The sequence below is a fragment of the Kitasatospora sp. NPDC002543 genome, from assembly GCF_053594915.1.
This window is the reverse complement of sequence record NZ_JBSFWR010000019.1, coordinates 35900-48190: the sequence shown is the minus strand read 5'-3', so window position 1 is coordinate 48190 and position 12291 is coordinate 35900. Positions and strand designations below refer to the sequence as shown.

Annotated in this window: 9 protein-coding genes and 1 tRNA gene; 8 read left to right on the top strand and 2 right to left on the bottom strand. The window is 72.5% G+C overall.

Going from position 1 to position 12291, the window contains the following annotated elements; translation table 11 throughout:
- The first annotated feature begins 104 nt into the window (after positions 1 to 104).
- A complete protein-coding gene (locus ACWD4P_RS11395) occupies positions 105 to 1922 on the top strand; it encodes an ABC-F family ATP-binding cassette domain-containing protein (protein WP_359831558.1) in 1818 nt (605 codons plus the stop codon).
- A gap of 40 nt (positions 1923 to 1962) precedes the next feature.
- Here ACWD4P_RS11395 and ACWD4P_RS11390 read toward each other — a convergent pair whose 3' ends face one another.
- Positions 1963 to 4098 (bottom strand): FUSC family protein, encoded by a 2136-nt coding sequence (locus ACWD4P_RS11390; protein ID WP_449779419.1) that lies wholly within the window; start codon positions 4096 to 4098, stop codon positions 1963 to 1965.
- Positions 4099 to 4660: 562 nt separating this feature from the next.
- Between ACWD4P_RS11390 and ACWD4P_RS11385 the strand changes: the two genes are divergently transcribed.
- The 5 genes from ACWD4P_RS11385 to ACWD4P_RS11365 all read left to right on the top strand — a co-directional run bounded on the left by ACWD4P_RS11385 (position 4661) and on the right by ACWD4P_RS11365 (position 10675).
- Complete coding sequence (locus tag ACWD4P_RS11385) at positions 4661 to 5143, top strand: hypothetical protein (protein ID WP_359828836.1); 483 nt, start codon at positions 4661 to 4663, stop codon at positions 5141 to 5143.
- Between the two features lie 43 nt (positions 5144 to 5186).
- Complete coding sequence (locus tag ACWD4P_RS11380) at positions 5187 to 6848, top strand: hypothetical protein (protein ID WP_449779418.1); 1662 nt, start codon at positions 5187 to 5189, stop codon at positions 6846 to 6848.
- Positions 6849 to 6947: 99 nt separating this feature from the next.
- Positions 6948 to 8222, top strand: a complete 1275-nt coding sequence (gene mycP / locus ACWD4P_RS11375) for a type VII secretion-associated serine protease mycosin (protein WP_449779417.1) — start codon at positions 6948 to 6950, stop codon at positions 8220 to 8222.
- A 70-nt stretch (positions 8223 to 8292) separates the two neighbouring features.
- Complete coding sequence (locus ACWD4P_RS11370; RefSeq protein WP_449779416.1) at positions 8293 to 9150, top strand: S8 family serine peptidase; 858 nt, start codon at positions 8293 to 8295, stop codon at positions 9148 to 9150.
- A 145-nt stretch (positions 9151 to 9295) separates the two neighbouring features.
- Positions 9296 to 10675, top strand: coding sequence for an MFS transporter (locus tag ACWD4P_RS11365; protein ID WP_449779415.1), 1380 nt, complete (start codon positions 9296 to 9298; stop codon positions 10673 to 10675).
- A gap of 17 nt (positions 10676 to 10692) precedes the next feature.
- Here the strand turns inward: ACWD4P_RS11365 and ACWD4P_RS11360 are convergent, their stop codons facing one another.
- A complete protein-coding gene (locus ACWD4P_RS11360; protein WP_359828828.1) occupies positions 10693 to 11289 on the bottom strand; it encodes a flavodoxin family protein in 597 nt (198 codons plus the stop codon).
- A 176-nt stretch (positions 11290 to 11465) separates the two neighbouring features.
- Between ACWD4P_RS11360 and ACWD4P_RS11355 the strand changes: the two genes are divergently transcribed.
- Positions 11466 to 11921 (top strand): winged helix-turn-helix transcriptional regulator, encoded by a 456-nt coding sequence (locus tag ACWD4P_RS11355; RefSeq protein WP_359828827.1) that lies wholly within the window; start codon positions 11466 to 11468, stop codon positions 11919 to 11921.
- A 193-nt stretch (positions 11922 to 12114) separates the two neighbouring features.
- Positions 12115 to 12190, top strand: a tRNA-Thr gene (locus tag ACWD4P_RS11350).
- Positions 12191 to 12291 lie beyond the last annotated feature (101 nt).

Here is a 12291-nt window from a genome sequence, read left to right as displayed (position 1 = left end):
CGGCGGGCCCATTAGGCTGGGGAGATCGGGGTGTCCCGACAGGGGCACCCGGCCGCCGAGCGGCGGGCCGCCCCGCGACCGCCGAACCCAGGAGCGCAGCACACGTGGCCGTCAACCTCGCCACCATCGAGTCCGTCACGAAGGTCTACGGCACCCGCGCCCTGTTGGACGCCGTCAGCCTGGGCGTCAGCGAGGGCGACCGGATCGGCGTCGTCGGCCGCAACGGCGACGGCAAGACCACCCTGATCCGGATGCTCGCCAAGCTGGAAGAACCCGACGGCGGCCGGATCACCCACTCCGGCGGGCTGCAGATGGCCGTCCTCACCCAGCACGACTCGCTGGACCCCGAGGCCACCATCCGGCACGAGGTGATCGCCGACCGGGCCGACCACGAGTGGCTCGGCGACGCCCGCATCCGCGACATCATCGAAGGCCTGTTCGGCGGCCTCGACCTGCCCGGGTTCGCCGACGGCCTGGACACCGTCATCGGCCCGCTCTCCGGTGGCGAGCGCCGCCGGATCGCCCTCGCCAAGCTGCTGCTCGGCTCGCCCGACCTGATCGTCCTCGACGAGCCCACCAACCACCTCGACGTCGAGGGCATCAACTGGCTCGCCGAGCACCTCCAGAAGCGCCGCTCCGCGCTCGTCTGCGTCACCCACGACCGCTGGTTCCTCGACCAGGTCTGCACCCGGATGTGGGACGTCCAGCACGGCGAGGTGCACGAGTACGAGGGCGGCTACTCCGACTACGTCTTCGCCCGCGCCGAGCGCTCCCGGATCGAAGCCGTCGAGGAGCAGAAGCGCCAGAACATGGCCCGCAAGGAGCTGGCCTGGCTGCGCCGCGGCGCCCCCGCCCGCACCTCCAAGCCGCGCTACCGGATCGAGGCCGCCAACGCCCTGATCGAGGACGTGCCGGACCCGCGCGACAAGTCCGAACTGATGAAGTTCGCCAACGCGCGGCTCGGGAAGACCGTCTTCGACCTGGAGGGCGTGACCGTCAAGGCCGGCCCCAAACTGCTGCTGGAGAACGTCACCTGGCAGCTCGGCCCCGGCGACCGGATCGGCCTGCTCGGCGTCAACGGCGCCGGCAAGACCTCGCTGCTGCGCGCGCTGCGCGACGCCTACGCCAGCGAGGGCGACGTCCAGCCGGCGTCCGGCGTCATCAAGGTCGGCAAGACCGTGCGGCTCGCCTACCTGTCGCAGGAGGTCGCCGAGCTGGACCCGGCCACCCGGGTGCTCCAGGCCGTCGAGCAGGTCCGCTCGCGGGTCGACCTCGGCAAGGGCCGCGAGATGAGCGCCGGCCAGCTGTGCGAGCAGTTCGGCTTCGGCAAGGACAAGCAGTGGACGCCGGTCGGCGACCTCTCCGGTGGCGAGCGGCGCCGCCTCCAGCTGCTGCGGCTGCTGATGGACGAGCCCAACGTGCTGTTCCTGGACGAGCCCACCAACGACCTCGACATCGAGACGCTCAACCAGCTGGAGGACCTCCTCGACGGCTGGCCCGGCTCGATGATCGTCATCAGCCACGACCGCTTCTTCATCGAGCGCACCACGGACACCGTCCAGGCGCTGCTCGGCGACAAGAAGATGCGGATGCTGCCCAACGGCGTGGACGAGTACCTGGAGCGCCGGGCCCGGATGGCCGCCGCCGCGGCGCCCGCCGCCGCACCGGCGGCCCCGGCCGAGGCCACCGCCACCGCCGCCGGGCTCTCCGGCGGGGACCTGCGGGCGGCGAAGAAGGAGATGCAGAAGCTGGAGCGGCAGATCGCCAAGCTGGACGAGAAGGAGTCCAAGCTGCACACCCAACTCGCCGAGCACGCCGCGGACTTCTCCAAGGTCGCGGAGCTGGACGCGCAGCTGCGCGCGGTCCGGGAGGAGAAGGAGGAGCTGGAGATGAGCTGGCTGGAGCTGGCCGAGCAGGTCTGATCCGCTGTTCTCTGTTCTCCGCTTTTGGCTCCCGGGCGGATCACCCGTCGGATCGGTGGCGGAGGAGCGCTTCGAGCTCCTCCGCCGCACGGCCCAGCGCGCTGCGCGTCGGGTCGTGCGGGGCGGCCGGTCGGGGCGCCGGGTCGATGGCCGGACTCGTCGCGGGCGCGGTGTTCGGGGCGGGCGCGGTGTTCGAGGCGGCCGAGGCGGGCGGAGCCGCCGGCGGGCGGTGCGCCCGGGCGGCGGCGGTGAGTTCGTCCAGCGCGCGCCGCACCCGGTCGACCTCGGCCCGGTCCGGCACCCGGCCGCCGTACCGGATCTGCGCCGCGAAGGCCGCCACCGCACCACCCAGCCGCTCCAGCGCCGCCGTCGCCGGCAGCCACCGCTCGGCCAGCCGGCCGGTGGGCGGCGGCTCGGACAGCCCCTGCCGCACCTCCCGGCGGGCGTCCGCCAGCGACCGGTAGGCCCTACGGCGCAGCCACACCTGGGCGTTGCCGGGGCGGCCGGGAGCGCCGTTGTCGGCGACGGCGCTCCCGGTGACGGCGCTGTCAGTGACGGCGTTCTCGGTGACGGCGCTCTCGGCGACGGCGTCGAGGTAGGACCGCAGCGCCGTCGCCGCGTCGACCAGCCTCGGCTCGATCCGGTGCCGAGGGCGCTCCGGCCACAGCAGGTAGCCGAAGAGCAGGACGATCGCGCTGGCCAGCACCGTGTCCAGGACCCGGGGCCAGAACTCGGCGGCGCTGCTCTGCCCGCCGAGCTGCAGCAGGACCAGCGCCATCGGCGTCACCACCACGGTGTTCAGCCCGTAGTGCGCCGCCGTGGCGTACGGGAGCAGGGCCACGCAGCCGGCCGCCATCACGGTCAGCGCCCACTCGTCGGTGGTGGCCGTCAGCAGCGCCGCGGTCACCGCCACCCCGAGCACCGTGCCGACCGAGCGGCTCACCGCGCGCAGGAACACCGAGCCGAGGTCCGGCTTGAGCACGAAGGCGATCGTCATGGGCACCCAGTAGCTCTTGCTGAGCGGGTAGTTGGCGGTGACCGCCGAACCGGCCGCGATGCACAGCGCGACGCGCAGCCCGTACCGCACCGAACCCCGGGACAGCAGCCGCACCCGCAGCCGCCACGGGTCCGGCGGCGGCGCGGGGGCGGTGCCGAGCCGCGTCTCGCGGCCGGCCACCGTGTCGGCGGCGGCGCGCAGTGCCACGTCCAGGGCCTGCCGCGAGGGGGTGTCGGGCCGCCAGTCGGGAACCTCGACCTCGCCGCCGCCCCGCCGCACGGCGGCCGCCAGCCGGCCCGGTATCTCGGCCACCTCCGGCGGGACGGGACGGCGGGCCCACAGCAGCCCGGTCGCCGCCTCGGTGGCGGCCAGCGCGGCCTCGTACATCCGGCGCCGGCGGTCCCGTGTGCTCCGCTCGTCCCGCGCGTTCCGGCGCTCCCGGCGGCTCGGGCTGCCCCCGCGGCTCAGGCGGCTCGGGCGGTCCGGGCGGTCCGGGCGGCTCGGGCGGTCCGGGCCGAGGAGGTCCTGGAGCTGGTTCAGGCGGGCCGTCAGCACCTGGCGCGAAGCCCCCGCCCGCGGGCCGCCCAGATCGGCGAGGGTACGGCCGAGCGCGTCGTACGCGGCGGCCAGCGCCCGGTTGCACGGATCCGCGGCAGGCCGGCGCGGCACCCCCGCCCGCAGTCCGAGCAGCACCACGAACGCCGCCCCCACCAGCAGCAACGGCGCCGCCGCCCACCACGGACGCGGCAACGGCATCCCGCTGCCCAGCGCGGCCGACACCAGCAGCAGCATCCCGGCCGCCGAACCGCGCGGACCCGTCGAGCTCAGCGCACCGGACACGAAAGCGGTCAGCGTCAGCGCGACCCCCAGGGCCAGGCCGTCCGCATCGGCGTGCTGGAGAGCGGTACCGATCAGCATGCCGAACGCGGAGGCGAGCACCGCCCACCCGATCCGGGCGGCCCGCAGCCTGCCCGGCTCGACCCGGTCGTTCATCGTCGCGTGCATCGCCCCGAGCCCGGCGAACACCCCCAGATCCAGCCGGTGCGCCAGCAACCCCACCGCCAACGGCACCGCCATGCCCACCGCCGCCCGCACCATCAGCGCCACCGGCACCAACGGCCGCGCGGGCCGCGCGGCACGGGCCCACCAGGGGGAGGAGGAGACGTCGAGGGAGCTCACGCGGTCACGTCCGTTCTGCGGCCTTGGGTCGCTGCTGTGCGACATTGCGCGGCAGAAGGGGGCGTTCCGGGTCAGTCTACCCAGGACCGCCGCGGCGCCTCGCACGTGTCAAGTTCGTACCGATCGTTTGCGGGCGGGCCAAGGTCCCTGCCGGTCCGACAGGGGTGGTGGCTACGATGACGGAGGCGGAAACCGCCCACAGGGCGGGCGGTGCACCGACCAGGACGGTGCGAGCCAGAAGTTGACGGTGTGTTGCGGCCCGCGGCCGTCCGGGATGCCCGGGGCGGCAGGCCGTACGGGGGAGAGGTGAACTGCCGTGGCAGGCAATGCAACTAGTTCGGGGACGCCGACTCCTTCGGCGAGTCCGTCACCCAGTCCGACGCCGACACCCTCGGCGAGTCCCTCGCCGAGCCCTTCACCGAGCCCGGCCCCGAGCCCCTCGCCGAGCCCGTCGGCCAGCCCCTCGCCCACCCCTTCGACGAACCCCTCGGCGAGCCCGGAACCCGGCGCGACGGGCACGGACCCCAAGAGCCCAGGGCCCTCGGGCGACGCGGCGCCGTACATGCTGGACCAGCAGCTCCCGTGGCCGTTCGGCGTGGTCAACATCGCGCCCATCGTCAGCAAGGTGCAGACGAGCGTCAGCGCCGGCGACCTGGTGTCGGCCTTCGGCCAGCAGAACGTCCAGATCGAGCTCGACACGCTCAGGACGTTCGCCGGGAAGGTCGAAGCCCTGCTCGCCGCGATGGAGGGCTCCGAGGCCGCGCCGTACAAGCTCCAGGAGCAGAAGCTGACGGGCAAGAGCTTCGCGAGCGCGGAGTTCGCCGAGGCGACGGCCCTGACCGCCGCCTACGGTAAGGTCCACGGCCAACTCGTCCAGCTGCACAAGGACTTCGCGTCGCAGATCCAGGCGATGCAGACCGCGGTCTCGAAGACGGCGAGCGTCTACGCGAACAACGAGGACCACACGACGGCCGACCAGAATGCCGTCGCGAAGAACGCGGGCGTCACCACCCCGGCGCCGGGCACGGGCGACGGCAAGTACTGATGGCGGTCCGGGGAGAGTCTTACGGGGAGACGGGGAACACGCAGTGACAGCCAGCACCAACTTCGAAGGCATGGAACACGCCCACCTGCGCAAGATGGTGGACAGCACGGATCCGGCGACGGTCCTCAGCCGCGGCACCCAACTGCAATCGGCGGGCCGGGTGCTGAAGGAACTCAGCACGGCGCTCAAGTCGCACGTCGGCAACGTCACCTGGGAAGGCCCTGCGGCCGAGAACTTCAAGACCTGGGTGAACAACCTGCAGCAGTCCGCGCAGATCATCGGCGACCACGCCACGACCGCCGGTGACGCGATGCACCAGGCGGGCGAGGCCCTCAGCACCGCCAAGGCCGCCGTGCCGGAGCCGCCGAAGACGGAGATCCAGGCAGTCAGCAAGTACAACAGCCAGTCGAGCCTGGTGAAGATCCCCCAGCTCGCCGTCGGCCAGACCGCCGACCAGTACATGAAGACGGTCGACCCCAAGTGGGTGACGGCCACGGAGTTCACCCTGGCCAAGGCCAAGGTCGACAAGGAGCACCAGGAAGCCGTCCTCCAGATGGAGAAGTTGGCGCAGGCGTACAACGCGGCGACGACGACGCTGAACGGGATCCCCACGGACGTGGTGCTGCCGGGGACGCCTGGTGCGAAGGACCGGAATGACTCTTCGGTTTACCCCCAGGGCGGAGGTTCCGGGGGCGCGGGTGGTTCCGGAGGGCTGGTTCGCTCACCCCGTTTGAGCGGCGGAAGCGTCGGGGGCGGTTCCAACCCGTCCGGCGACGGGAACTACGGCGGCGGAAAGGTCCTGCCCCGTGACCCGGGGGCGGGCGGGCCGGGCCCGTCCAACCCGGGCAGCACCCCGCCCCCGTCGCACGGTGGCGGCGGCCAGTTGCCGCCCGCGCCGCAGGACCCGGGGGTCTCGACCCCGCCGTCCTACCCGTCGGAGCCGGTCAACCGCCCGGGCACCGACCTCAACAGCCTGCCCCCCGCACCGACCCTGCCCACCCAGACCGGCCCGTACGGTCCTGGCGGCGGCCAGCTGCCGACGGACGGGCCGACCACCCTTCCCGGGTACCCGAGCGGGCCGAACGGCCCGGGCACCGGGCCCGGCGTCCCCGGCGGCGGCCCGGTCCCGGGCTTCCCCACGGGAACGGGCGGCGGCTCCGTCCCGGCCAAGGGCGGCGGTGGCAGCGGGTTCCTCCCCGGCAAGGGCGGCGGCCAGATACCGGCACGCACGACCCCGTTCGGCGGAGGCCCCGGTCAGGGCAGGGGCGGTACTCCGGGTCTGCCCAGCGGGACGGTCTTCGGCGCCCGCGAGGCGGGACCGGCCGGTGGCCGGGCCGGCGGGCCCGCCGGCATGGGCGGCGGCATGCACCCCGGTATGGGCGGCGCCCACGGTGGTGCGGTCGGTGCGGGCGGCGGCTCGCGCGGCCGGGGCCTGGCCTCGACCACGGGCGGGACGGTCGGAGGCCGCAAGGGGCCGACCGCGGGCGGGGAGTTCACACCCGGTGGCACCGGCCTGCGCAACCGTGCGGCGGCCGCCGGCGAGGGCGGACCCCAGGCCAGGCAGAACGGCATGATGACCCCCGGTACGGCGGGCCACGGCGGCCGGAACGAGCGCGACCGCCGCAAGCGGGCCGACTACCTGCACGAGGACGAGGAGACCTGGACCAGCGGTACGCCGCACAGCAACCCGGACGTGATTGAGTAGGACGGCAACGACTGCCCGGCCACTGGGCTTCCCCGGTGGCCGGGCAGGCTTGTTCGGGGCACGCTTCCCGGTCGACGGAGAGATTGACGAGGAGTTGTGATGGGGCGGACGAACGCGCGAGCGCGTTGGCGGGCTACTGCTGCGGCGCTTGTGGCGGCGGGGATCGTGGTCGGCCCGATCGCAGCGCCAGCGTTTGCTGCCGGTGTGATCCGTGACGATCAGTGGCACCTGGATGCCATGCGTGCCCCGGAGATGTGGAACACCTCCAAGGGGGAAAACGTAACCGTTGCCGTCATCGACGGCGGTTTCAAGCTGGATCACCCGGATCTGGTCGGCCAGTTCCTCCAGGGCAAGGACTTCAGCGGCAGCCCGGGTGGAGTCGGATCCTCTGCGAATGGCCATGGAACGGAGATGGCCAGCCTCATCGCGGGAACCGGGAAGTCCGATGGCGGCAAGGGGGCCTACGGCCTTGCTCCCCATGCCAAGATCCTTCCGTTGAAGATCGCGAACGGATCCGAGCGGGGGGTGGTTTCGGCCGAATTCCTGGACCAGATCGGCCAGGCCGTCACGTATGCGGTCGAACAAGGCGCCAAGGTCATCAACATCTCGCAGGGGACTGCCGCCGTCACAACGACGCCGGCTGATGTGGAAAAGCTGAACAAGACGCTGGCATGGGCGCGGGCAAAGGGCGCGCTGGTGGTCTCCAGCGTCGGAAACTCCGGAAATGACGGGAACATCGTCGAATACCCGGGGGCCCTGCCCAATGTGGTCGGGGTGGGAGCCTCGGACCGGAACGGTACGGTCACTGCCGAGTCCGAGCGTGGACCGCAGGTTGCTCTTGTCGCCCCGGGTGTGGACATGATCGCGGCCTGTACCGGTGCCACCGGCTACTGCAAGAGCCACGGCACGTCGGATGCGACCGCCTTGGTTTCCGCATCGGCGGCTTTGGTGTGGTCGTTGCACCCGGACTGGACGGGGAACCAAGTGCTGCGGGTGCTCATCAACACCGCGGGGAAGGCGAACGACGCCTCCGGCCGCAACGATCTGATCGGTTACGGGGCCGTGCGTCCGCGGGTTGCGCTGACGGATCCGGGGGATCCGGGTCCGGCGAATGTGTCGCCGATTCCGACTGACGCGGCTGCGCCATCGGTGGCCCCGGTGCCGTCGGCGGCGGTACCGGTTCCGGTCGAGAGTCCGACCGATGTGGCGGTGGGCGCTCCGTCCGCGCGGCCGGTGGCGGAGAAGTCGGCCGGTTCGAGCGGTGCGCTGCCGGTCGTGGGTGGTGTGGTGGCCGGGTTGGTGTTGGTGGCTGGGGTGGTTTTCGTGCTGATGCGGCGTCGGCGGAAGCCGGAGGACAATCCGTATACGAGGTAGTTCAGATTGTTGGGGGAGTAGGGGGATGTGGGCTCGCCGGGTTGCGTTCCTTGCGGCTGCGAGTTTGTGCGTGACGGGGGTGGTGGCGACGCAGGCTGCCGCGGATGACTCGATTCGGCAGCAGCAGTGGCACCTGGAGGCGATGCGCGCCCCGGAGATGTGGAAGGTGGCCAAGGGTCAGGGCGTCACTGTCGCGGTGATCGACAGTGGGTTCAAGCTGGATCATCCCGACCTGGAGGGGCAGTTCCTGCCCGGCAAGGACTTCAGTGGGAGCCCCGGTGGTTTCGGGTCATTCGCGGACGGTCACGGCACGGGCATTGCCAGCCTCATCGCCGGGACCGGCAAGGGGAATTCGGGGACCGGCGCACAAGGCGTCTCTCCTGGAGTCAAGATCCTCCCGCTGAAGATCAACACCGGAAAAGTCGGGTCGCTCGTTTCGACTGACTTCCTGGACCAGATCGGGCAGGCCTTGGTTTCCGCATCGGCGGCTTTGGTGTGGTCGTTGCACCCGGATTGGACGGGGAACCAGGTGTTGCGGGTGCTGACCAATACTGCGGGGAAGGCGAATGACGCGTCCGGTCGCAACGATCTGATCGGTTATGGCGCTGTGCGTCCGCGGGTTGCGCTGACGGATCCGGGGGATCCGGGTCCGGCGAATGTGTCGCCGCTTTCGGCTGACGCGGCTCCGGTGCCGTCGGCGCCCGCGTCGGCGGTACCGGTTCCGGTCGAGAGTCCGACTGATGTGCCGTCGGCGCGGCCGGTGGCGGGGAAGTCGGAGGCCGGTTCGGGTGGTGCGCTGCCGGTCGTGGGTGGTGTGGTGGCCGGGTTGGTGCTGGTGGCGGGCGTGGTGTTCGCGGTGGTGCGGCGTCGGCGGAAGCCGGAGGGGGTTCAGGTGCCTCCGCCGGAGGACAATCCGTACGCGAGGTAGTCGCGTTCGGGTGGGCACGTGGGTGAGGGCGTCGGGTCATCCCGGCGCCCTCGTGCGTGGTGTGGGGCGTGCGGGTGGTGGGGGTGCGCCGGGGTCACTCGGGTGGCGGCTGGTGGGGTGGGGCGGTGGTGGCGAGGGTGGCGGTATGGATGCGGAGGGTGCTTGGCGGGTCGGGCAGGTGCGGCGGGCGGCGGCTGCGGCGCTGATCGGGACGGCGATCGAGTTCTACGACTTCTTCATTTACGGGACGGCGGCCGCGTTGGTGTTCGGTCCGGTGTTCTTTCCCGGATTGGGCACGGTGGGGGCGCTGTTGGCGGCGTTCTCGGTGTACGCGGTGGCGTTCCTGGCCCGGCCGGTGGGGGCGGTGGTGTTCGGGCACTTCGGGGACCGGGTGGGGCGGAAGGCGACGCTGGTGGTGTCGCTGTTGCTGATGGGGCTGGCGACGGCGGGGGTGGGGCTGTTGCCGGGGTTCGCGGTGTGGGGGTGGTGGGCGCCGGCGGTGCTGGTGGTGCTGCGGGTGTGTCAGGGCGTGGGGTTGGGCGGGGAGTGGGGTGGGGCGGCGCTGCTGATCGCGGAGAACGCGCCGACCGGGCGGCGGGGGCGGTACGGGGGGTTCCTGCAGTTGGGGCCGACGATCGGGTTCGTGTTGGCGAACGGGGTGTTCCTGGCGCTGCAACTCGGCCTGGACGAGGGGGCGTTCCGCGCGTGGGGTTGGCGGGTGCCGTTTCTGGCCTCGTTCGTGATGGTCGCGGTGGGGCTGTTCGTGCGGTTGCGGGTCGAGGAGTCGCCGCTGTTCCGGGCGGGGGAGCGCCGTGAGCGGCTACCGGTGCTGGAGGTGCTGCGCGAGCACTGGCGCCCGGTGCTGGCGGGCGGTGGGGCGATCACGGTGGGGTACGCGCTGTTCTACCTGACCACGACGTACGCGTTGGCGTACGCGACGAGCGGGTTGGGGGTGGCGAGCACGGTGGTCCTGTCGATGCTGCTGGTGGGTGCGGTGGGGATGGCCGCGACGGTGTGGCTGAGCGCCTCGTGGAGTGACCGGTGGGGGCGGCGGCGGACGCTGCGGTGGGCGACGGGGCTGGCCGCGGTCTGGTCGCCGGTGCTGTTCCCGCTGTTGGAGACGGTGAGCCGGCCGTTGATGTCGGTCGCGCTGGCGGGGGCGATGGTGGTGCTGGGCGGCATGTTCGGGCCGTTGGCGGCGTTCCTGCCGGAGTTGTTCCCGACGAGGGTGCGCTACACGGGTGCGGCGCTGACGTACAACCTGGGCGGTGTGGTCGGCGGTGCGACGACGCCGCTGGTGGCGACCAGGCTGACCGGGGCGTACGGGACGGCGCAGCCGGTGGGCTGGTACCTGGCGGTGCTGGGTGTGCTGGCCCTGGGGTGTCTGTGGATGCTGCCGGAGAACACCGGCGCGGAGCTCGGGTCGGTGGAGGGGGCGGCCCCCGGCGGTCCCGGCGGTCCGGGCGGTACGACGGACGGCGGAGGCCGCCGGGCGCCCCGGTGGGGGACGGACCCGGCGGCCTGACGGCAGGGCGCGGGGGCTCAGCCGGCCAGGGCGGCGCGGCCGGCCAGCACGACGGCGGTGTGCCGGGCGACGCGCTCGCCGAGGTGCTCGGCGGTGGCGATGTCGGCCTTGTGGACGGCCTCCGGGCCGGCGTCGGACGGGGAGGACGCGGCGGCGCCGTTGAAGAAGCCGAGCCGGTTGAGGTCGTTCTCGGAGGCGGTGGTGGCGTTCCAGCCGGGCTTGAGGCCGAGGTTGACCCAGCTCATGCCGTGCTGGGCGGCGAGGGTCTGGAAGAAGGCCAGGGTGCTGGCCTTGTCGCCGCTCTTGGAGGCGGAGTTGGTGAAGCCGGCCGCGACCTTGTCCTTCCAGGCGTCGGAGAACCAGCGCTTGCTGGTGGCCTCGGCGAAGACGTGGAAGGCGCCGGAGGCGGTGCCCATGTAGGTGGGGGAGCCGAAGACGATCGCGTCGGCGGCGTCGAGCTGGGCCCACTGCTCGTCGGTGATGGTGTCGACGGCGATCGGGAGGACCTCGGCGCCGGCGGCGGCGGCGCCGCGGGCGACGGCCTCGGCGATCACGGCGGTGTGGCCGTAGCCGGAGTGGTAGGCGAGGGCGACGGTCGGACGGATGGCGGTCATGGGGGCACTCCAGGGAGGACGGGCGCGGGGACGGGCGCGGAACGGGGCAGGGCAGGGCGGTGCGGGGCCGGTGTGCCGCGGTGTTCCGCGGCCCCGGCCTTGCGGTCTCGAATATAGACCAGGTCTCTATTGGTTACCAAGGGTCGATCGGAGACCTTGAGGGCTACCCTGGAGGCATGACGACGGAGGAAGCGGCCCGGACCCGGACCGGACAGCCCGCGGAGCGGGACGTGCGAGACGTGCGGGAGGAGCCGCGGGGCGGGCAGGCCTACGACGTGTTCGGCCGGCTCTGCCCCAGTCGCGAGCTGTTCGCCGAGCTGGCCGACAAGTGGTCGATGCTGATCCTGATGAGCCTCCACGCCTGCGGACCGCAGCGCTTCTCCGAACTCCAGCGCGGGGTCGGCGGAGTCAGCCGCAAGATGCTCACCCAGTCCCTGCGCAACCTGGAGCGCGGCGGGCTGGTGCTCCGTACGGTCTTCCCGGAGACGCCGCCGCGGGTGGTCTACAGTCTGCTGCCGCTCGGTCGCGAACTGGCCGAGCTGCTGGCGCCGGTCGGCCGGTGGACGGAGCGCCGCGCCGGGCGGATGCTGGCGGCCCGCGAGGAGTTCGACGCGGCGCACGGCGAGGGCTGAGCCGACGCGGGGCGAGGGTCGGGCCGGCCCGCAGCGGGAGTCGCGCCCTCCCGCGACGAGGCCCGGGAGGAGCTCGGGAGAGGTCCGGGAGAGGTGGAGCGGCCGGAGCGGAGGCCGATTTCCCTTCCGGCCCCGGAGCCGTGTAATGTCTTCCTTGTTCGAGCGGCCGGGAGAAACACCGGCAAGCGAGCAAGCCCCTATAGCTCAGTCGGTAGAGCGTCTCCATGGTAAGGAGAAGGTCTGCGGTTCGATTCCGCATGGGGGCTCCACTGAAAGACCCTCGCCTCGTGGCGGGGGTCTTTCGCGTTTCAGGCGAGGGCCGCGCCGCCGGCGCGCCCCGAGGAGCCCCGGCGCACCCCGACACGCCACG